Annotated in this window: 18 protein-coding genes and 2 pseudogenes; 11 read left to right on the top strand and 9 right to left on the bottom strand. The window is 71.2% G+C overall.

Annotated features, from left to right (window positions below; translation table 11 throughout):
* Nucleotides 1–163: 163 nt before the first annotated feature.
* The 5 genes from ACFYM2_RS06365 to ACFYM2_RS06345 all read left to right on the top strand — a co-directional run bounded on the left by ACFYM2_RS06365 (nt 164) and on the right by ACFYM2_RS06345 (nt 4,283).
* On the top strand, nt 164–1,510 hold the full coding sequence (locus ACFYM2_RS06365; protein ID WP_358993692.1) for an amino acid permease: 1,347 nt from the start codon (nt 164–166) through the stop codon (nt 1,508–1,510).
* Nucleotides 1,511–1,632: 122 nt separating this feature from the next.
* Nucleotides 1,633–2,994, top strand: coding sequence for a DUF2993 domain-containing protein (locus tag ACFYM2_RS06360; protein WP_388833847.1), 1,362 nt, complete (start codon nt 1,633–1,635; stop codon nt 2,992–2,994).
* A 134-nt stretch (nt 2,995–3,128) separates the two neighbouring features.
* A complete protein-coding gene (locus tag ACFYM2_RS06355; protein WP_358993687.1) occupies nt 3,129–3,323 on the top strand; it encodes an antitoxin in 195 nt (64 codons plus the stop codon).
* 399 nt (nt 3,324–3,722) lie between these two features.
* Nucleotides 3,723–4,067, top strand: a complete 345-nt coding sequence (locus tag ACFYM2_RS06350; protein ID WP_388833844.1) for a hypothetical protein — start codon at nt 3,723–3,725, stop codon at nt 4,065–4,067.
* A 60-nt stretch (nt 4,068–4,127) separates the two neighbouring features.
* Nucleotides 4,128–4,283: a hypothetical protein gene (locus ACFYM2_RS06345; RefSeq protein WP_388455822.1), complete on the top strand. Its 156-nt coding sequence runs from the start codon at nt 4,128–4,130 to the stop codon at nt 4,281–4,283.
* Nucleotides 4,284–4,450: 167 nt separating this feature from the next.
* Here the strand turns inward: ACFYM2_RS06345 and ACFYM2_RS06340 are convergent, their stop codons facing one another.
* Nucleotides 4,451–5,494: a glycoside hydrolase family 6 protein gene (locus ACFYM2_RS06340; RefSeq protein WP_388833841.1), complete on the bottom strand. Its 1,044-nt coding sequence runs from the start codon at nt 5,492–5,494 to the stop codon at nt 4,451–4,453.
* A 561-nt stretch (nt 5,495–6,055) separates the two neighbouring features.
* Nucleotides 6,056–6,625, bottom strand: a complete 570-nt coding sequence (locus tag ACFYM2_RS06335) for a GNAT family N-acetyltransferase (RefSeq protein ID WP_388833838.1) — start codon at nt 6,623–6,625, stop codon at nt 6,056–6,058.
* A 354-nt stretch (nt 6,626–6,979) separates the two neighbouring features.
* Here ACFYM2_RS06335 and ACFYM2_RS06330 point away from each other — a divergent pair, with 354 nt between their 5' ends.
* Nucleotides 6,980–7,357, top strand: a complete 378-nt coding sequence (locus ACFYM2_RS06330) for a nuclear transport factor 2 family protein (RefSeq protein WP_388833836.1) — start codon at nt 6,980–6,982, stop codon at nt 7,355–7,357.
* A 16-nt stretch (nt 7,358–7,373) separates the two neighbouring features.
* Here ACFYM2_RS06330 and ACFYM2_RS06325 read toward each other — a convergent pair whose 3' ends face one another.
* The 3 genes from ACFYM2_RS06325 to ACFYM2_RS06315 form a co-directional block, all read right to left on the bottom strand.
* Nucleotides 7,374–8,195: a helix-turn-helix domain-containing protein gene (locus tag ACFYM2_RS06325; RefSeq protein ID WP_388833833.1), complete on the bottom strand. Its 822-nt coding sequence runs from the start codon at nt 8,193–8,195 to the stop codon at nt 7,374–7,376.
* Nucleotides 8,196–8,198: 3 nt separating this feature from the next.
* The gene (locus ACFYM2_RS06320; RefSeq protein ID WP_388833830.1) at nt 8,199–9,650 is read right to left on the bottom strand and encodes a glycosyltransferase family 87 protein; all 1,452 of its coding nucleotides are present in this window, start codon (nt 9,648–9,650) and stop codon (nt 8,199–8,201) included.
* Nucleotides 9,651–9,759: 109 nt separating this feature from the next.
* On the bottom strand, nt 9,760–10,149 hold the full coding sequence (locus ACFYM2_RS06315; protein WP_358993664.1) for a VOC family protein: 390 nt from the start codon (nt 10,147–10,149) through the stop codon (nt 9,760–9,762).
* Nucleotides 10,150–10,363: 214 nt separating this feature from the next.
* On the opposite strand from ACFYM2_RS06315, the gene ACFYM2_RS06310 reads away from it, so the two are divergent.
* A complete protein-coding gene (locus ACFYM2_RS06310) occupies nt 10,364–11,506 on the top strand; it encodes a molybdopterin-dependent oxidoreductase (protein ID WP_388833827.1) in 1,143 nt (380 codons plus the stop codon).
* Nucleotides 11,506–11,904: a hypothetical protein gene (locus ACFYM2_RS06305; RefSeq protein ID WP_388833824.1), complete on the top strand. Its 399-nt coding sequence runs from the start codon at nt 11,506–11,508 to the stop codon at nt 11,902–11,904. Before ACFYM2_RS06310 ends, ACFYM2_RS06305 begins: the two co-directional genes overlap by 1 nt.
* Before the next feature lie 160 nt (nt 11,905–12,064).
* Here ACFYM2_RS06305 and ACFYM2_RS06300 read toward each other — a convergent pair whose 3' ends face one another.
* Nucleotides 12,065–12,889: a TrmB family transcriptional regulator gene (locus ACFYM2_RS06300; RefSeq protein WP_388833820.1), complete on the bottom strand. Its 825-nt coding sequence runs from the start codon at nt 12,887–12,889 to the stop codon at nt 12,065–12,067.
* A gap of 722 nt (nt 12,890–13,611) precedes the next feature.
* On the opposite strand from ACFYM2_RS06300, the gene ACFYM2_RS06295 reads away from it, so the two are divergent.
* Nucleotides 13,612–15,627 (top strand): putative Ig domain-containing protein, encoded by a 2,016-nt coding sequence (locus ACFYM2_RS06295; RefSeq protein ID WP_388455835.1) that lies wholly within the window; start codon nt 13,612–13,614, stop codon nt 15,625–15,627.
* 82 nt (nt 15,628–15,709) lie between these two features.
* Here the strand turns inward: ACFYM2_RS06295 and ACFYM2_RS06290 are convergent, their stop codons facing one another.
* The 3 genes and pseudogenes from ACFYM2_RS06290 to ACFYM2_RS06280 form a co-directional block, all read right to left on the bottom strand.
* On the bottom strand, nt 15,710–16,372 hold the full coding sequence (locus tag ACFYM2_RS06290) for a class I SAM-dependent methyltransferase (RefSeq protein ID WP_388455837.1): 663 nt from the start codon (nt 16,370–16,372) through the stop codon (nt 15,710–15,712).
* A 446-nt stretch (nt 16,373–16,818) separates the two neighbouring features.
* Nucleotides 16,819–17,406, bottom strand: a pseudogene (locus ACFYM2_RS06285) (DUF2064 domain-containing protein); the annotation flags it as partial.
* Nucleotides 17,407–17,441: 35 nt separating this feature from the next.
* Nucleotides 17,442–18,170: a glycosyltransferase family 2 protein gene (locus ACFYM2_RS06280; RefSeq protein WP_388455840.1), complete on the bottom strand. Its 729-nt coding sequence runs from the start codon at nt 18,168–18,170 to the stop codon at nt 17,442–17,444.
* Between the two features lie 124 nt (nt 18,171–18,294).
* Here ACFYM2_RS06280 and ACFYM2_RS06275 point away from each other — a divergent pair.
* Nucleotides 18,295–19,020, top strand: a pseudogene (locus tag ACFYM2_RS06275) (response regulator transcription factor); the annotation flags it as partial.
* A gap of 406 nt (nt 19,021–19,426) precedes the next feature.
* Entirely contained in the window at nt 19,427–20,539 is a 1,113-nt protein-coding gene (locus ACFYM2_RS06270) for a sensor histidine kinase (protein WP_388455842.1), read from the top strand.
* Nucleotides 20,540–20,636: the final 97 nt, after the last annotated feature.

Below are 20,636 nucleotides of genomic sequence, written 5' to 3'. Positions count from 1 at the left end.
GCGCGCGGCACGCATGGAGGATTCGCCGCCGACGGGCCAACCGGAAGGATCTTTTCCGGTTGCTGGAGGCGCCGTACAGGACAAAACCGAGTGATTTGGTACGCCGAACCGCGTGCCCGACCATGGTCAGGTTTGTTCCGTACGAGAGGCGCGCCACCCCACCATGACCACGCAAGAAGCCCAGAGCAAGCATGCCCGGCAATTCGGTCTGCCGATCGCCATTGCGCTGGTCATGGGCAACATCATCGGCGGCGGGATCTTCCTGCTGCCCGCCTCCGTCGCCCCGTTCGGCACGATCAGCCTCGTCGCGTTCGTGGTCCTGACCGCCGGCGCGATCGCACTAGCCCTGGTCTTCGGCCGCCTCGCCGAACGCCACCCCCAGACCGGCGGCCCTTACGTCTACGCCCGTGAGGCGTTCGGCGACTTCGCGGGATTCCTGGCGGCCTGGTCCTACTGGATCACCACCTGGGTCTCCAACGCCGCCCTCGCGGTCGCCGCGGTCGGCTACCTCGACGTGCTCATACCCGTACACGGCTCCAAGGCGGCGACCATCACGGCGGCCCTGCTCCTCCAGTGGCTCCCGGCACTCGCCAATCTCGCGGGCACCCGGTACGTGGGCGCGGTCCAACTCATCGCCACCGTCTTGAAGTTCGCCCCGCTGCTCCTGGTCGCGGTGGGTGGCCTGTTCTTCTTCGACCCCGCCAACCTCGGACCCTTCCAGAGCGAGGGCCACTCCGGACTCGGCGCGATATCCGCCTCCGCCGCGATCCTGCTCTTCAGCTACCTCGGCGTCGAGTCCGCAGCCGTCAGCGCCGGCGAGGTCCGCGACCCGCGCCGCAACGTCGGCCGCGCCACGATCCTCGGCACCATCGGCGCCGCCGTGATCTACCTGTTGGGAACGCTCTCCGTGTTCGGCACGGTGCCGCACGACAAGCTCGTCGGCTCCACCGCCCCCTTCACGGACGCCGTGAACTCCATGTTCGGCGGCTCCTGGGGCGGCACGGCCGTCGCCCTCGCCGCCCTGGTCTCGATGGTCGGCGCGCTCAACGGCTGGACCCTGCTGAGCGCCCAGACCCCGTACGCCGCCGCCAAGGACGGTCTCTTCCCGAAGATGTTCGCCGTCAAGCGGCGTGGTGTGCCGACCGCGGGCGTCCTGGTCACCGCCGTCCTCGCCTCGCTGCTCACGGTCTACAACTACACCGCGGGCTCCAAGGGCGTCTTCGAGATCCTGGTCCTGGTCACCACCTTCACGGCCACCGTCCCCTACCTCCTTTCGACCGCGGCGCAGATCTACTTCCTCGCCTCCGGCCAGTCCGAACGCGTGCACCGCTCCCGCCTGATCCGCGACGCGGTCCTGGCCGTACTCGCCTTCGGCTTCTCCATGTGGCTCGTGGCGGGCTCCGGCTACGAAGCGGTCTACCAGGGCGTGCTGTTCCTGTTCGCCGGCGTTCTCCTGTACGCGTGGATGGCGGCCCGCAAGCAGCGAACCCAGGAGGCGCCCGCCGCCTGACGTGTTGTTCGCCACGCCGGCGCACCGCGCGGCCCGTGAGAGCGCGTTCAGAGCCCGCCCCCAAGGCCGCGCCGGCAAGAGTCGGTTGCGTACGAGTGGATCATGTGTGGTGGGATGAGGTGATGCGAACCCCCACGCGCATGCAGCCCCGTTACCGCAACCCCTATGACGAACTCGCGGCGCTCGCCGACCCCGAGCCGGAGCCCCACCCCGAGCCCGAGCCGCATCCTGAGCCGGAGCGCCACCCCGCCGACGAGACCTGGTACGCCCCGGATCCCGCATCTCAGGAGATACCGGCGGCGGTGCCGCGGCCTGCGGAGACAGTGCTGGACAGGTCGCCGAGAGCGCTCTCACGAGGCCTACCGGACATCGACCCGGACGACGACTTCTGGTTCCCGCCGCCCGAGCTCCGGCAGGCCAGAAGGGGCCGGCGCGCCCGACGGGGCCGACGACGTCCCCGAAGCGCGTTCGCCGCGCTGCCCCGCGCCGCCAAACTGCTGTCCGCCCTGGTCGTGCTCGCGGGATTCCTGATCCTGGCGGACCGATGCGCCGCGATGTACGCGGAGAAGAAGGCACAACAGGCCCTCCAGAAGGAACTCCACCTGGAAGCCGCGCCCCAGGTGGACATCCACGGCTTCCCCTTCCTCACACAGGTGCTGGACAAGCGCCTGGAGCGCGTGGACGTCACGGTGCCGCACGTGCCGGCCGACCGGATATCGCTCGCCAAAGTGCGGGCCAGCGCACGCGACATCGACCTGACGGGCGATCTGCCCAAGGACATACGTGGCGCCGTCATCGGCAGTCTGGATGGCGAGATCACGCTTTCTTTCGACGACATGAACCGCGAACTCGCCGCTTCCCAGATCAAGTTCAGCCGCCGCGACGCGAACTCCGTCGGTGCGGACGGGCAACTGACCATCGCGGGCCAGCAGTTGCGCGTACGGGCCGACGCGCAACTCAGGCTCGACGGCGATCGCGGCCTGTCCACCGACATCGACGGCATGAGCCTCGACCTGCCGGGCATCGCCACATACCGGCCGGGCCGAGACCGGGGCCTGACCCTGCACCGGGAGAGCGCCGAACTCATCGCCCGGGACACCGCGCGCGTGAAGGAGCTCCTGTCGGTGCCCGCGGTAGTGCGGCGTCTCGGAGTACCGCAGCCGGCCGTCGATGCCGCCCTGCGCGACGAGGCGAAGCTGCACGAGCTGGTGGGCACGCCGATGTTCGTGGAGCAGATGATGCGCGTCAACCTCGTGGACGTGGTGGTGGACCACCCCTGGCTGCTCTCGAAGATCGGCATCGACCCGAAACTGATCACCGGACTCCTCCAGATGCGGCCGCCGGAACTCTCCGACCGCCTGACCTTCTCCTTCACGTTGCCCAAGGAGGCGCGGGATCTGCACCTGCGTGGCGTACGCGTCGACAAGGGTGGCGTCGTAGCGACCGTCTCGGGCAGCCGGCTGGCAGTCGGCAAGGACAGCTGACCGCCGACTGACCCGCTGTCTCGCTGTCCCGTTGACCCGCTGACCGGCGCATTCGGCCCGGTGGGCTCCTGCGGGTGCGCATCACGGCGAATGCGCGGATGCTGGGGTGTGCCAGCATCCGCAAGGAGGCAGTTATGTCGATGCTCGACAAGCTCAAGGGCCTGCTCAAGGGTCACGAGGACACCGCGCGCCAGGGAGTCGAGAAGGGCGGCGACGCCTTCGACGCGAAGACCGGGAACAAGTACGAGAGCCAGGTCGACATGGCCCAGAAGAGGCTCAACGAGCAGCTGGGCTCGGACAAGCCGCAGGACGGCCCGCCGCAGGGCTGACGGCCCCGGCGAACCCGCTGAGAGCGCTCTCCGCCTCTCGGGGTACTGTCCCGGCCACGTGCTGTGCGGCCATGTGCTGTTCGGCCTCCTCCACGCGAGATACCGCAATGGGGGAGGCCTGACGGGCGCGGTGGGAGCGTCGGAGTGGGCTCCGGCCGCCCGCGCGCCGGTGCCCCGCGCGCCGACACACATACGGCGTATGGGGCGACGGCGTGCGGGTGCTGAGGCGGTGACGGTGGCGGACGAGCGGGACGTTTGTGGCGCCAGCGGCATCGCGTCCTACCCCCGGCTTGGGCCTCCGGCCGATGCGGCGTCAAAAGCGGCAACACAAATCACCCAGTAGGGGGATCTCAGCGGAATTCGCGCACTTCGGCGGCGTAGCTGGGCAGAGCTGTCCTCGTGCCGTCCGCCTCCCTCGCCGCCCTGCGCCGTGTCCTCGCGGTGCTGTTGGTGCTCGGCGCGCTGTTCGGGGGTGCGCCCGGGGCCGAGGCGGCCGAGGGGCGGACGGTGGCTGCGTCCACGGTGTTGGTGACACCCGACCCGTCGAACGAGAGCGCTCCCGACGCGGCCGAAGCGGTGCTGCCCCCGCAGCCGATCCGGGCCGTGCGGCAGATCCGCCCCTCCCGCGACCCGGCCGTCCAGGAAACGTCTTCTCGAACTCCGCTTCCCGCCTCGTACGACAATGCCCGTCCGTCCGCTACGGCTACGGCTACGGGCGTCCGCTGTGTGGTGCTGCGCTGCTGACCGTTCCTCACGGAACCAGGTCGGACAGTCAACTCGCTTACACAGCAAGGTGGTTCACCCATGCCCATCGACCCCTTCGCGGCGCTCAACGCCCTGATTCGAGCCGAGGCCGTCCGTATCCGGCCCGACGGGACCGGCGCTCCCCAGGAGGAGCCGGCCGAGCGCGAGGAGGAACACCGGCCCGAGCGGCACCAGGACGGAAGGCAGGCTCACTAGAGACCGGGAGACGGTCGGGCCGGCGGGTGACGGTCGGGCCGGCGGGTGACGGTCGGGCCAGCGGGGCCTACCGGGCCGACCGGGCGGGACGGGAACGTTGTCGGCCCAGGTTTCAGCACCGCTTTACAGCACCGCCGATCATGACCACTACCACCACAACGGCCGTCTCACGTGTCCGATGCGCGCGCTCCCCGGGCCAGCTCCAAGGCGTACTCCGGCCACCAGCGCCCCGCCCGCGGGCCGCCCCGGCAAGTCCCGTCCGACTCGCCGGGGCGCTTGATCCAGAGGTAGGCGTCGATGAGCGGGTCGCCGGTGCTCGCCGTGGGCGGAGTGCCCAGCGCACGGCCGGGCGGGTTGCACCAGGAATCGGTACCGGCGTATGGGCCGTTGCCATTGCGGCTCGTGTCGACGACGAAGTGCTTGTTGCCGAGGGCGGCGGAGAGGCGGTGCCCGTACTCGGCGCTGGACGCGTTCGTCTGAAACGCGGACACATTGAGCGAGAACCCGTCCGCCTCTTCCACGCCCGCCTGCCGCAGCGGTCCCTCCAACTGCTTCTGGTCCTTGATCCAGCCGGAGTGCCCTGCGTCCAGGTACACCTTCGTGGCGGGCCCGCGCTTCAACTGTTCGACGGCGTAAGCGAGGAGCGACAGCCGCTCGGCCGATGGCGCTGCGTCGCACCCGCTCACCAAGTGGGCGATGGCATCCGGCTCCACGATCACGACGGCGGGCCGCTCGCCGATGCCACGCGCGAAGGCGTCGACCCACAGCCGGTACGCGTCCGCGTTCTTCGCGCCGCCCTGTGACAGGCCCCCGCAGTCACGGTGCGGAATGTTGTACGCGACGAGAACGGGGACCCGGCCGGCCGTGGCGGCGGCGCTCGTGAGATCGCGTACCGACTCCTCGACTCCGTCCGCCCGGGGCCAGTCCGCCTGGGGCCGCAGCGAGATCCGCTCCACCAGCGCGGCGTCCGCCGACCGCCCTGCCCGGTGCCACTCGGTGACCTGGGCGGCAGCGGGCCCCACCGGGTTCACCCAGAAAGGCCCGGGGTACGTCCCGCCGGGCGCGGGCGCGGGCGCGGCAGGCGCCGGGGACGCGTCAGCGGGCTCGGGCTGGGGAGTTGGCGTGGACTGCGGAAGCGCGCACGCGAGGGAGAGCGTAACGGCGAGCGCCGTCAGCCCGTAGCGGATGGGAGAGCGTGACCTGCCGGGCATGGGACTCCAAGATCGCCGAACCGAAACCGCCCCTCGCCCAGATCTTGGCATCTCCTCCCGGCCCGGCGCCCGAAGCCGCAGCCGTACGGGGTAATACGCGGCCCGGGCGACGCCAGCCATCGGTGGCCGGTGACGGTGGGCCGGGAGGCCGGCCGCTGCACTCGGGGCCTCGCACTCGCGGCGGCGCTTGTGACCCATCGGGCACGGCTCGAAGTCGGTGAAGCCGCCCACCTCGACGGCAGGAGCGCGAACCTCTCACCGTGAGAGCGCTCCCGAGCTGTACATCCCTGACCGACAGACCGCCCCCGGTCACCGTGAGAGCGCTTCCCGCGCGCGCAACCCCGGCCCGCACGGCCGCCGGGCCGATCCCGGAGAGCGCTCCCGCCGCCCGGCCCGTACGCCCGCCGCCCGGCCCGCAAGCCCGCTCCCACCCACCGTGAGAGCGCCCGCCCCCACGCACCCTGAGAGCGCTCCCGACTCCACCGCCCCCCGGGCACCCCCGCCCCCCTGCAACCTTGAGAGCGCTCCCGGCGCTCCCGCCACCCCCGTGCCGGGTGGTTCTCAGTGGCCCGCGTGGCGTACGTGGAGGTGGCCGTCCCTCGGGTAGGGAGGCGTGGCGGGGAGGATGCGGTCGAAGTGGTAGCCGGCCTTTTCCGCGACGCGGCAGGAGGCCGGGTTGTCCTCCTGGTGGATCAGTTCGAGCCGGTGCAGCCCCTCGGCGGCGTAGGAGTCGAAGGCCCACGCCGAAAGCGTTTCCACGGCGCGCGGGGCAACTCCGCGTCCACGGGCGTACGGCATCGTCCAGTAACCGATTTCGCCGACCTCGCGGCTGGGGTGCTCCGGCCACTTGAGCACGATGTTGCCCAGCAACTGGCCGCCGGCATCGCCGGGTTGGTCCTCGCAGATCGCAAAGGCGAGCCGCGTTCCGGTCCGCCTGCTCTCGCTCTGGAACTCAAGCCAGCGCTGCGCGTCCTCCAGGGTCTTGATGGGGCGGGTCACCCACCGGGCTATGGCGACGTCGCCGTACGCCTCGATCACTTGCTCCGCGTCCTCGTGGCGCCAGGGCCGTAACACGAGCGCGCCCGCCGTCAAAGCCGCCTCCACCCGCAGGGTCCCCGTCATCCCCGTCATCAACGTCCTCCTCGAAACCGCTGCCATTCACGGCATTCCCTTGGCTGCTCACTCACTTGTCCCAACAGTACGCAGGGGTCCGAGGGGAGCCGTTCATCGAGGCGGCCCGGCCCTCCCCATTACCTCCCGGGTAATCGACCCCCTGCCCCCGCCCCGGCACAGTTGAGGACATCGGGACCCGGGCGGCGCACTCCGGCCGGGTCCCGGGCCCGGAGCAGGCGGAACGCGTCGACCGACGCACTCCGGCCAGACACGACGCAGCCACACATGCCTGCGCGCACCCCGCGACGCAAGCCACACCGACACACCCACCCCGACACACCCACCCCCACCCACGCCCAGGAGGCTGATCCCATGTCCGAGAACCGCTACGAGACCGCCGTCGCCCGCTACTTCGCGGCCTGGAACGCCGCTTCGGCCGAGGATGTCGCCAAGGCGGTGGCCGACGCGTGGACCGAGGGCGGGTCCTACACCGACCCCCTCGTCGACGTCCGGGGCCACGACGCGGTGGCCGCCGTGATCGCCGGGGCGCACGAGCAGTTCCCCGGGTTCGAGTTCCGGCCGACAGGGCCGGTGGACGGGAACCACCACATCGCCCGCTTCGCATGGGAACTCGTGTCGGTCGCCGACGGCTCGGCTCCGGTCGCCGGCTTCGATGTGATCACCCTCGGCGAGGACGGCCGCATCGAGTCCGTCGCGGGGTTCCTCGACCGCGTCCCGCCCACCGCATGAGCGATCGAAGGTGCTTTTACGGCATGAAGGACTGAAGGTACGTCGCCGTCTCCGGGTCGGCCGGCAGAAACGTCTCGATGGCCAGCTCGGAGACGGTGACGTCCATCGGCGTGTTGAACGTGGCGATGGTCGAGATGAAGGAAAGCACCGTGCCCGCGTGTTCGATGCGCAGGGGCAGCGCGAAGGGAAACACCTGCTGGTGTCCCGCGTCGGCGGGGGTCTCGCCGCTCTCCGGCACGGGGTGGGCCGGCACGGGGTGGGCGGCGACCTCCTCGTAAAGGGCCCGCAGGGAATCGTTGCGCAGCAGGGCGATCTGACGCTCCATCTGATCCAGGAGGTGGCCGCGCCACTGCGCCAGGTTGCGGATGCGGGGGGCGAGGCCTTCGGGGTGCAGGGTCAGCCGCATCGCGTTCACCGGCGGGGTGAGCAGGTGCCCGGCCACGCCTTCGAGAAGCATCTCGATGCCCCGGTTGGCGGCGAGCACCGTGTATGTCGCGTCCACCATCAGCGCGGGGTAGGGCTCGTACGCCCCGAGCAGGCGCTCCATGCCTTCGCGCAGGGAGCTCATGGCGGGGTCGTCCAGCGGGGTCTGCGCGTAGTGCGGGGCGTAACCGGCCGCCAGGAGAAGGGCGTTGCGCTCGCGGACCGGCACGTCCAGGTGTTCCGCGAGGCGCAGCACCATCTCCTCGCTCGGGCGGGACCGGCCGGTCTCGATGAAGCTGATGTGCCGGGCCGAGGAGTCGGCGCGCAGCGCGAGCTCGAGCTGGCTGAGCCGGCGCTGTTCGCGCCAGCCGCGCAGCAGAGGCCCTACTCCCGTTTCCAGGGCGGTAGTTGTCATACGTCAGACAGTAACCCGGGCCTGCGGCAACGCCTCTTGCCGGCCCGCCTCCTGTCGTCCCGGGCGCCATCGGCGGCGTACTGCCCAGCCGGCCAGGACCGCGCACGCGGCGACGGCGTACGCCGTCTTCGCCATGGGGAAGTCGCCCGTCGCCTTGGCCACCACATAGACACAGGTGCCCGCGCCGGCGACGGCCAGCCACTCCCACCTCCCGTCCAGTGCCACGAGCCCGATGAGGAGCAGGGCGTACCAGGAGTACCCGGGCGTCAGGAGCAGAAAGGCCCAGCCGAGCAGCAACAGGGCGCCCGACCAAGGGCGTTCGGGGTGGCCGCGCCGCAGGACGTAGGCCGTCACCGCCAGCAGTCCCACGAGGGCGGCCGGCAGGCCCCAGCTGTCGGGCAGCACCATCCGCAGCAGCGCGAACCGTCCCTGCCCGGAGGGGTCCTCGTATCCCTCCTCCTCGGTGTAGCCGCCGAGGTAGCCGAACACGGAGGAGTGGGAAGCGAGCACGTACGGGAGATAGGAGAGCGCGATCAGAGCGGCCGTCGAGGTGAGGACGGTGACCGGCCGCCGTCGCAGGACCGCCGGCAGCACCACGGCGGGCAGCATCTTGACCGCGACACCAGCGCCGATCAACACACCGGCCGTCGCCGCACGCAGCCGGCTCATCGCGGGGCCCGCGCCTCCCGTCAGCGCACCGAGCCCGGCGAGGGTCAGCAGGACGGCGAGGACGTCGATGTGGGCGTTGTTGACGGCCTCCACGGGCACGGCCGGACACCACGCCCACAGCGCGGCGCGCGACACCTGGCCCGGAGTGCCGTCCGGGCCGCGCCGCCGCAGAACGCGCAACAGCACCAGAGTGGTGCCCACCGCGAACAGGGCGCCCCCGATCTGAAGGGGCTTGAGGCGGGCGCCCCCGGGGGAGATCTCGTCCACGAGCAGGTAGTACGCCTCGGCGACAGGCGGGTAAATGGTGTGTACGGAGGGCCTGTTGAGGCGGGTGCAGCCGCCGTCGACCCGGGCTCGCTCCGGTTTGCGGCACTGCGCCGGGTCCGTCGGGAAGAGCCAGGGATCACGCAGGCGGGCCACCTCGCGGTCGGCCGGCGCGTAGTCGTAGGGGGAGATCCCGGCCGCCTGCACCCGCCCGTCCCAGGCGTACCGGAAGGCGTCGGTACTGGTACGTGGGGGAGCGAGCAGCCCGGTGGCGGCGACGGCGATCCCGCCCACCACGATCAGCGCGGCGCGGTGGCGGGCCGGCACCTTGAACACCGACCACGCCGCGAGGGCGAAAAGGAGCCAGGCCGCCGCGTACCACCACGAAAGGCCGGCCGGGTCGGCGCGGAAGCCGTCCTTGCTGACGGTCACGCCGAGCACGAAGGTGAGCGCGACCAGCAGAACGGCGGTGCATGCGGTGCATACGCCGCGTAGGGTTCGTACGGTACGTCGATGGGTCACCCCGCGAGCCTGGCAGCTCCGGGCCCCGATCAGGCGTAGGCCGCCCCCGCCGTCCGAGAACCGTAAGGTTCATTCGGGGGAACCGGGAGCGGCCGCGTCCGGAACGCTGTTACTGCCAGCCGCCGTAAGGCACCGTCAGAAGTTCCAGCCAGTGCCCCGAGGGATCGGGGAAATACACGCCGCGGCCGCCGTCATTGTGATTGATCTCGTTCGGGCGCTTGCGGTGCGGATCGGCGAAGAATGGAAGTCCCAATTCTTCGATCTGCTGGAACGCCGCGTCGAACTCCTCCTCGGACACGAGAAACGCGTAGTGCTGTGGCGCGATCTCGGTACCGGCGGGCACGGTCGCGAAGTCGAGAGTGACTCCGTTGCTGGTCACGACGGGGACGAAGGGCCCCCATTCCTTACCGGCCTCGAGTCCGAGCATGCGGGCCAGGAATTCCGCTGAGGCGCGGTTGTCACGGGATGCGACAATGGTGTGATTCAACTGTACTGCCATGGTGGAATGCCTCCATCGGGCATATCGCAGACACCTCCATGCCTCACCCGACCGGTGACCGACACGCGATGTCGCCCGAAGATCCTAACCGCGTTCCGGCGCCCCTGTCACGGCAATATTCACGCCATCGCGTTCTGCCTCGAACGGGCGGCGTTCGTGAACCGTAAGGTGTCGCAGAGCTCGCGAAGGGGGCCGCTCGGGGTGGGATGGAGGCATGAAGCCACGACTTCCGGCGGTGCGCCCGCCCGTCTTCAGGGGCAGCCTTCACGACGCGCGTACGGCGACCGCCATCGGCCGCTGGCTGGGTGTCGCGATGACGGTCTGCTTCGGCACCGGACTGATCAGCCACTACCTCCAGCACCAGCCCGGCTGGCTCCTGGACGTGCTGCCCAGCAGGCCCGTCTGGGGGTACCGCCTCACCCAGGGCCTGCACGTGGCAGCCGGCATCGCCGCGATCCCGCTGCTGCTCGCCAAGTTGTGGACGGTCTACCCGAGGCTGTTCGCCTGGCCGCCGCTGCGTTCCGTACGCCATGCCCTGGAACGCCTCTCGGTCGCCGTCCTCGTCGCGGGCGCGGTCTTCGAACTGTTCACCGGTCTCCTCAATACCGTGCAGTGGTACCTCTGGCCGTTCTCGTTCGTGCCGGTGCACTTCGCCGTGGCCTGGCTGCTCGCCGGCGCCCTCATGCTGCACATCGCCGTCAAGTACCCTCAGATCAAGGCGCATTGGGGCACGCGGTCGCCAGGGACGCTGACGCTTGCGCCCGTCGACGGGCCCGACCGGCGCTCCCTGCTGAAGGGAGTCGCGGCCGCCGCGGGCGCCGTCACCCTGACCACCGTCGGGCAGGCCTTCACCCCGCTGAAGTTCTTCGACGTCCTCGCGCCACGCCACCCCGACTACGGGGCCGAGCAACTGCCGGTCAACCGCAGCGCGCGGGCGGCCGGCACCACCCAGGTCGACATCGGTGCCTACCGGTTGACCGTCATGGGCCCGCGCCCCTACACCCTGACCTACGACGAGCTGTCCGCGCTCACCCAGCACGAGTCCGTCCTGCCCATCGCCTGCGTCGAGGGCTGGAGCAAGTCCGCCCACTGGACGGGCGTGCGCATGGCCGACCTGCTGCGCCGGGCGGGCGCGCCGCCGGGCGCCCGGGTGCGGGTGGTGTCGCTGGAGCAGTACGGCGCCTACCGCGTGATGGAAATGGGCCGCGACTACGCCCACGACCCACTGACCCTGCTCGCCCTGAAACTCAACGGGCAGACCCTGACCGCCGACCACGGCTATCCCGCGCGCGTCATCGCCCCCAACCGGCCGGGCGTGCTGCAAACCAAATGGGTCAGCCGTCTGGAGGTGCTGTGATGCGGGTCGTGGTGGGCGCGGCCGGGCTCGCGCTGATGGCCGTCGGCGGGCTGCTCGTATGGGATCAGGCCACCCGCTGGGACGTACTGGTCTGGCTGGCCGGAGCCGCCGTGCTGCACGACGCGATCATCGCGCCGCTGGTCCTCGCGGCGGGACTGCTGACCGGCGGCGTGAAGAACCGAGGTCTGCTGCGCGGCACCCTGCTGACCGCCGGCTGCCTCACTCTGATCGCGCTTCCCGTACTGCTGCGCCCCCTGCCCGCCGCCAACCCCTCGGTGGTGCCCCTGGATTACGTACGAGGTCTGCTGGTCTCCCTGGGGGTGCTGATCGCGCTCTCACTCCTGCTGGGCGCGCTGCGGTGGGCCCGGGGGAGGCGGGGGAGGCGCGCCGGGGGGTGACGGGTGATGGGTGACGGGGTGCCAAGCGTCGCGGGACCGGGGCCGGGTGACGGCGTCGGGTGGCGAGGCCGGGTGACGGGGGCGGGTGGCGGGGTCGGCGCCGGGCGACGGGTGGCCGGAAAGTGCCCCCTGCTGAGGCGCGGGGGCCCCGATCGTCCTCCTACCCCTTGTCCCGTACGGCCGGCGCCATCGGTTCCGCCACCTCCCACACGCTGTGGAACGCCAGCCGCAGACAGGTCGCGAGCGCCGGGTGTTCGATGTACAGGGCGGTGGTGGAGCCGGTCCCCGCGACTGGGTCCGGCATGTCGCACAGGACCAACGACGCGTCCGCGATGACCAGTTTGAGGGGGAGGTGCTGGGTGAAGCGGGCTTCTTCGCCGGCCTCGGCGAAGCGCCGCACGTTCTCCAGCACCTTCTCGTCGGCCAGCGCGTCACGGGTGTACACCGCCCGTACCGTGCCCTTGGCGCGTCGAAGACGCCGTGTCGCCTTGATGCCGGAGGTGTTGGCGGCCGGGGCCACGAACGGCGGCATGCAGAACGTGAGGAGTTCGGAGTCGGCCTGCTCCTGGATGTCCGCGAAGCGCTCCGCGATCTGACGCTGGTCGCGCAGCACCTCGATGTAGTCGAGCGGATCGGTGTGGGCCCGGCCGTCCGCCCACAGGGGCAACAGCAGTGACGTCAGACCCGTGGACACCTTCTCCAGGCGTTCCAGGGACTCCCTTTGACGGTTCATCAGGCGTGTGAGGGCGAGTTCGGGGGCGATCGCGGTGAAGGTGGCGACGCGCCCCCGGTGGGCGACGGCGAGCTGGGAGCGGACCAGACCGTCGAGAACGTCGTAGATGCGCTGGCGCGGCACCTCCGCCTCCCGCGCCACCTGGGCCGCGGTGTAGGAGTCACGCCTTACCAGAGCTAGGTAGACCCGTGCCTCGTAACGGGAGAGCCCCAGTTCGACGAGGTCGCTGACCGACCCCTCATCAGGCTCCATGCGCATCCCCGTCCGACGGTGTGGGTGTTCTCCCGGCTCGATGCCCGCCACCGTATACATCTATCCCTGCTGTGAGCAGCCCCTTGATCCATGGGGAATCCGCAGGGCGGGCCGCACGGTGATCCATCCCCTTTCGAGGGCAAGGCTTTGCCTGGGGCTTGCCTAAGGCTGTTGTCGCCCCAGGCGGGCGTCGCTACCTTCATCCGTGCCACCACGTGAGCGGGTGGCAGTTTTCTCGAGGCGCAACTGTCATGCCCTGATCAGGTAATGCCGCTTCCACCGGTCATGCGCGATGACACGTACCGCCGGCCGCACAGCGCAACGGCACAGCATCCGCATCAGCACACGCACAGGCACAGGCACCCGTACACGTACACGTACAGGCACCCGTACATGTACATGTGTACGCACACGCACACACACATCCGTACCGAGCTCAACACCCGCACCAGCGCGGGCACCAGCATGTGCCCCCGCACCGCCGCGCACGCGGACTCGTACCACCTCGCGCCTCACCCAAGCGCAGCGCACCAGCAACGCACCCGCACTGCACCGGCCGGCACCACCCGCACCACCCAGCCGCACCGCAGGACGCGCCGCCGGTCACCGCTCACGGCACCGCCGACCGCCCGGCACCCGTACCACCGAACGCGCCGGATCCGCCCCGCCGCACCTGTAGACCCAGCTCCTCCGCTCGCCCCGATCCGGCGAACCGACCCCCCATGGAGGGCAGTTCCTTGTACTCGAAGAGACCCTTCGGCCTCCCCGCGCTCAGCGGGCGTGTGGCCACCGCCGTGCTCGGCGCGGCGGCCCTGGTCACCGGCGGATTCATCGCCGCGGCCCCGACTGTCGCCGCCGCAACCCAGAGCTCCGGCAGCCAGGCCGCCCACACCCAACGGCTGTGCGCCCAGCCCGCCAAGGCCGGCATGATGTCCTGCCTCGCGCTCGCCCGCACCGATGTACAGCACCACTTCGGGATATCCCCGAACGCCCTGCCCTCCGGCTACGGTCCCTCCGACCTTCAGAGCGCCTACGCCCTGCCGTCGAACGCGGGCGCCGGTACGACCGTGGCGATCGTCGACGCGCAGGACGACCCGAGCGCGGAGTCCGACCTGGCGACCTACCGCTCCCAGTACGGTCTGCCCGCCTGCACCACCGCCAACGGCTGCTTCCAGAAGGCGGACCAGAACGGCGGCACCAACTACCCGACCGCAGACTCGGGTTGGGCCGGTGAGATCTCCCTCGACGTCGACATGGTCAGCGCCGTTTGCCCGCAGTGTCACATCCTGCTGGTCGAGGCCAACTCCGCCAACATGGACGACCTCGGCACCGCGGTCAACCGCGCGGTCGCCATGGGCGCCAAATACGTCTCCAACAGCTACGGCGGCAGCGAGGACTCCACCGACCCGAGCTCCGACTCCTCCTACTTCAACCACCCCGGCGTCGCCATCACCGTCTCCTCCGGCGACAGCGGCTACGGCGTCGAGTACCCCGCGGCCTCCCAGTACGTGACCTCCGTCGGTGGCACCTCACTCAGCCGCGCCAGCAACTCGCGTGGCTGGTCGGAGTCGGTCTGGGGCACGAGCTCCGGCGGCGAGGGCGCGGGCTCGGGCTGCTCCGCGTACGACCCGAAGCCGTCCTGGCAGAAGGACACCGGCTGCGCCAAGCGCACCGTCGCCGACGTCTCGGCGGTCGCCGACCCCGCCACCGGCCTTGCTGTGTACGACAGTTACCAGGCCAGCGGATGGAACGTGTACGGCGGCACCAGCGCCTCCTCACCCATCATCGCCGGCGTGTACGCACTCGCCGGCACCCCCGCGGCCAACACCACCCCGGCGTCCTACCCCTACGCCCACACCTCCGCCCTCAACGACGTGACCTCCGGCGCCAACGGCAGTTGCAGCCCCTCCTACCTGTGCACGGCGGGCTCCGGCTACGACGGCCCGACCGGGCTCGGCACCCCGAACGGCACCGCGGCCTTCACCGGCGGCACCAGCACCGGCAACACCGTGACGGTGACCAACCCCGGCAACCAGTCCACACAGGTCAACACCGCGGCCTCGCTCCAGATCCACGCCACCGACTCCGGCAGCGGCCAGACGCTCACCTACAGCGCCACCGGTCTCCCGGCGGGCCTGTCCATCAACGCCTCGACCGGTCTCATCTCCGGCACACCGACCACCGCGGGCACCTACAACGTGACGGTCAGCGCCAAGGACTCCACCAACGCCACCGGTTCCACGTCCTTCACCTGGACCGTGACCACCGGGGGTGGCGGTGGCTGCACCGCGGCCCAGCTGCTCGGCAACCCCGGCTTCGAGACCGGCAGCGCCGCGCCCTGGTCAGCGACCGCGGGTGTCGTCGACAACTCCGCCGGTGAGCCCGCGCACTCCGGCTCCTGGAAGGCCTGGCTCAACGGCTACGGCACCACCCACACCGACACCCTCTCCCAGGCGGTGACCATCCCGGTCGGCTGCCACGCCACGCTCAGCTACTACCTGCACATCGACACCAAGGAGACGACCACCACCACCGCCTTCGACAAGCTGACGGTGACGGCCGGTTCCACCACCCTGGCCAGCTACTCCAACCTCGACAAGAACACCGGGTTCGTTCAGAAGTCCTTCGACCTCTCCTCGTTCGCGGGGCAGACGGTGACCCTCAAGTTCAACGGTGTGGAGGACAGCAGCCTCGCCACGTCGTTCGTCATCGACGACACCGCGGTCAACGTGAGCTGACCTGAACTGCGCTGGGCGGGACAGGAGTTGACGCCTCCTGTCCCGCCCTTCCGCGCGTCCGTTCGACTCAATTCCGCAGGACTCAGTCCTGTCGCAGTGCCACGAAGGCGCGGCCCGCCGAGGTCCAGCGGCCCGCCAGGCGCCAGCCGAGGGGGCGGGCGCAGGACAGGAGCGCGTTGGTGCCGAGCCGGGCCCAGGGGAAGTCACCGCCGACCGCGCCGCGCGCGTCGGTGACCGTTACCCGGATGCGTTCGTCGATCTCGTACGGGGCCGTCTCGGCCAGCAATAGGCCGCCGGGGGCTACGAGTTGGGAAACGCGCGTGAGCAGAGCCGTCGGGTCGCCGCCGATGCCCACATTGCCGTCGACGAGCAGCGCGGTGTCCCAGCGACCCTCGCCGGGCAAGTGGTCGAAGACCGAGCGGCACAGTGCGCTGCCACCCCAGTCCCGGGTCCGGCGGACCGCCTCGGCGCTGACATCGACCCCGAGCGCGGCGACCCCGTCGGCGGCGAGCGCGGCCACCAGCCGGCCCGGCCCGCACCCGATGTCGAGGACGGCGCCCCGGCAGCGACGCAGCACCGTACGGTCCGCCATGTCCGGCTCCGCACACCAGCGTTCGACTTCGAGTGGCAACAGCCATCCGTCGGGCCGGCGCAGGAACAACGGACCGCGCCCGGAGCGCAGCGCGTCCGTGTAGGGATCGGCGTGCCAGGCCGCCGGGATGGTTGCTGAGAGCGCTCTCACCATGCGCGGTCCCCGGCCGTCACGGTCTCTGCCGACGCGGGGCCTCCGGGGGGTGGGGTTGTGGGGGGTGCGGGGGAGGTGGGGGGTTTGGGGGGCGTTGGGGGCGAGAAGTCGGTCGGCCTGTGCCTGGCGGGCACTGGCTCGGCGGCGGGGGATCCGACGATCCTGGACGCGGTGGTGGTGGTGGTGGCGGCGGTGGCGGGCGCGGTCGCTAGGGACGCGGGCGTGGCGTCCGAGGGAAGCGCGTTCGCCACACCGGTCATGCTTGCCACGTCAGCCACGTTATTGACGCCAGCCACGCTGGCCACACTCGTGACGCCCGTCATGTCCGCCACACCCGTCATGCTGGCGACGCCCGTCACGCCCATCACGCTGGCCCCACTCGTCACGTCCGCCGTGGTCACCGGCGTCAGCGTCCGCATCCGCTCCTGCGTTCGTGTCCGCGTCCGCAGGGCCCGGGCGAAGCGGCCGTGCGGAGCCTGTGCGGCGACGAGCTGGGCGTCGCGCGCGGTGTCCACATCGCGCAGGCGGGCCAGCTCACGTACGAAGAGCCCCGCGTCGAGGAGCCGTTGGCGTTGGACGCGCCCCGTCTCGGCCACCGACATCGGCACCCCGAGCAGCAAGGCGGGGTCGGGATCGGTCAGGCCGAGCGCCCAGAACCCGCCGTCTTCGGCCGGTCCGAACCACGCCTCATCCGGTTGGGGCCCCTCCAGCGCGGGCGCGAGCCGCGCGGGGGTGATCTGCGGGGTGTCCATGCCGATCAGCAGCGTGGGACCTGAGCACGCGGCGAACGCGGCCGCGATCCGCTCGTCGAGGCCCCCCGCGCACTGAGGCATCACTTCGATGCCGGGCGGCAGCCATGGCCCCGGCTCGCCGTCGAGGACGAGCACCCTCCTGTGTACGGGAGTGGCGAGCACCGCGTCGAGGGTGTCGGCGAGTGACGCCTCGGCGATCCGGGCCGCTTCCTGGGGGGTGTACGGGGGAGTGAGCCGCGTTTTGACCCGGCCGGGAACGGGCGCCTTGGCGAGGACCAGCAGCGTGGTGCCCGAGGTCTGAGAGCGCTCTGAACGCGTCACCGGACCACCGCCGTCGCACGCGCCGCCGCAGGCGGCTCGGCCAGCACCTGGCGCATGTCGTGCACCGCGTGCCAGGTGCCCCGCCAGGTGCCGGTGACCTTGGACTTGCCGGTGCGCGGCCGGTAGGCCACATCGTGTTCGGCCACCCGCCAGCCCGCGTCCGCCGCGCGCACCACCATTTGGAGCGGGTAGCCGCTGCGCCGGTCGGTGAGAGCGAGTCCGAGCAGGGCTTCGCGGCGCGCGGCGCGCAGCGGTCCGAGATCGCGCAGGCGCAGTCCGGTGCGCCGGCGCAGCATCCGTGCCAGTGCCAGGTTCCCGGCGCGCGCGTGCAACGGCCAGGCGCCGAGCCCCTGCGGCCTGCGCCGGCCGAGCACCAGGTCCGCCGCGCCGGACGCCACCTCCCCTACGTAGCGGACGAGCTCGGCCGGATCCAGGGAGGCGTCACAGTCGCAGAAGCAGACGAATTCGGCCTCGGAGGCGAGCAGCCCGGCGTGACAGGCGGCGCCGAAGCCGCGTCGGGGCTCATGCACCACCGTCGCGCCGAGAGCGCGTGCGACGTCGGGTGAACCGTCCGACGAGCCGTTGTCGACCACGACGGCCCGCCAGCCGTCCGGGATCCGGCTCAGCACCCAGGGCAGCGCCTCGGCTTCGTCGAGACAGGGCAGTACGACGTCCACGGTCGCCGCACAGGGCGCGGCGGGGGATGCGGAAGTGGTTTCAGTCACGTGCTCACCGTACGAATTCAAACCGGGCAAAACAGACTTCGGGTTCTTACGAAACGCGGACATCCCCCACCCGGGGCCCACCTGGCGCAGACGGACGCCCCCGAGCGGTGCCACGCTGGGTGCCATGCACAGCATCGAGAGCCGCATTCTGGTCGTGGACGACGATCCGACCGTCGCTGAGGTCGTCACCGGCTATCTGGAACGGGCGGGTCACACCGTCGACCTCGCCATGGACGGCCCCGCCGCTCTGGGCGCGGCCGCCCGTTGCCGTCCCGACCTGGTCGTACTCGACCTGATGCTGCCCGGCATGGACGGCCTGGAAGTGTGCCGGCGGCTGCGCGCCGACGCCGCCGTTCCCGTCCCCGTGATCATGCTGACGGCGCGCGGCGACGAGGACGACCGCATCCTCGGCCTGGAGATAGGCGCCGACGACTACGTGACCAAGCCCTTCAGCCCGCGCGAACTGGTGCTCCGCGTCGAATCGGTGCTCCGCAGAGCCCGCACTGCCTCCGCCCGTCCCGGGCCGCGCATGTCCCGCTCCGGCATCACCCTCGACCCGGCCGCCCGGACCGCGTCCAAAGCCGGTGCCGAACTCGCCCTCACCTTGCGGGAGTTCGACCTCCTCGCCTACCTTCTCGCCCGCCCCGGCGAGGCGATCTCGCGCGAGCGGCTGATGCATGAGGTGTGGGGCTGGGAGTTCGGCGACCTGTCCACGGTCACCGTCCATGTGCGCCGCCTGCGCGGAAAGATCGAGACCGACCCGGCGAAGCCCGCCTTGATCCGCACGGTGTGGGGCGTCGGCTACCGCTTCGAGGCCGAACCGGACGCCCCCCTCCCCGAAACCCGGCCGCAGGCGCCCTCCGCCGTCGCGGACCCGCCCACCGTCAGCGACCCGGCCGCCGTCAGCGACGCGCTCGCCATGTCCGCCCAGGCTGAGAGGCAGGCGGCCGCCGCGAAGATGGTCGAGATCGGGCGGTGGGCGGACGAGGCCGGGGGCGAGCGCGGTTCCGAGGTGCCCGGCCCCGGCTCGCGTGAGAGCGCTCTCGACAGGGACAGCGCTGAGGCCAGCATCCGCTCGGTCGGCCCCGACAGGGAAGCTGGCGCAGAGGCGGCTGGGCCCGCAGACCGGGTTTGTGCCCCCGGTCTGCCCGGTGCCACAGGGCTTGCCAGTGCCGCCGGGTTGGGCGGAGGCGCCGCCGCCGGCCCGAAGGCGGCTGTCATAGCGTTGGAGAGCGCTCTCACGGAAGGCGCAGACCGTGGGTGACGTGCTGCTCATCGCCCTGTACGCGTTCCTCGGCGCGGCAGCCGCAGGCCTCGGTGGGGCGTTGGCGCTGCGTCTGCTGCGGCACCGTTCGCTCACCGCGTCCGTGACCGTCGTCGCAGCCGTCGCCGTCCTCGCGATGCTGGCAGGCACGCTCGCCGTCGCCTGGGCCATGCTTTTGAACACCCACGACCTGACGGTGGTGACCGTGGTCGTCGCCATGGCGGCCGTCGCCTCCCTTGCGACCGCTCTCCTTCTCGGCCGCAGGGTCGTCGCGAGCAGCCGCCGCCTAGCCCTGGCCACCCGCTCCTTCGGTGACGGCGGCAGCTTCGACGCGCCCGTGGGCCCCACCACGTCCGAACTGGCCGCGCTCAGCCGGGAGTTGGCGGCCACCAGCGCCAAGCTGACCGAGTCGCGCGAGCGGGAGCGGGCGTTGGAAACCTCGCGGCGCGAACTGGTCGCCTGGATCTCCCACGACCTGCGCACGCCGCTCGCAGGACTGCGCGCGATGGCCGAGGCGCTGGAAGACGGCATGGCCAAGGACCCGGACCGCTACTTCCGGCAGATCAGAACCGAGGTCGAACGCCTCAACAGCATGGTCGGCGACCTCTTCGAACTCTCCCGGATCCACGCGGGAGCGCTCTCTTTGCACCCCGCCCGCATGTCCGTCCACGACCTGATCGGTGACGCGCTGGCCGGCGCGGATCCGCTGGCCCGCGAACACGGCGTCCGCCTGGTCGGAGCGCGCGTCGACGCGGTGCCGGTCGAGGTCGACGGCAAGGAGATGACCCGCGTACTCGCCAACCTCCTGGTCAACGCCATCCGGCACACCCCGGCGGACGGCACCGTCGCGGTCGGCGCGGAGGACCGGGACGGCGTGGTCACGCTCTCGGTCACCGACGGCTGCGGCGGCATTCCCGACGACGACCTGCTGCGCGTCTTCGACACCGGCTGGCGCGGTACCGAGGCGCGCACCCCACCGGGCGGCGCGGGCCTCGGCCTCGCGATCGTGCGCGGCATAGTCGAAGCCCACTCGGGGCGCGCCGAAGTCCGCAACGTGGCGGGCGGCTGCCGTTTCGAACTTACGCTGCCGACGGCGACGGCCTGACCCGAGCCCGCACGGTCACCCACACGGCACGTCCCCGACCCCTCCCTCGCATGCATGGGCATCTCCCGCACCTCGCACCTCGCACGCCTCACGCCGC

It is taken from the genome of Streptomyces sp. NPDC006711 (assembly GCF_042869775.1).
In the GTDB taxonomy this organism is placed as follows: domain Bacteria; phylum Actinomycetota; class Actinomycetes; order Streptomycetales; family Streptomycetaceae; genus Streptomyces.
Note: the sequence above shows the minus strand (reverse complement) of the source record. Positions and strands in the feature narration are given on the sequence as shown.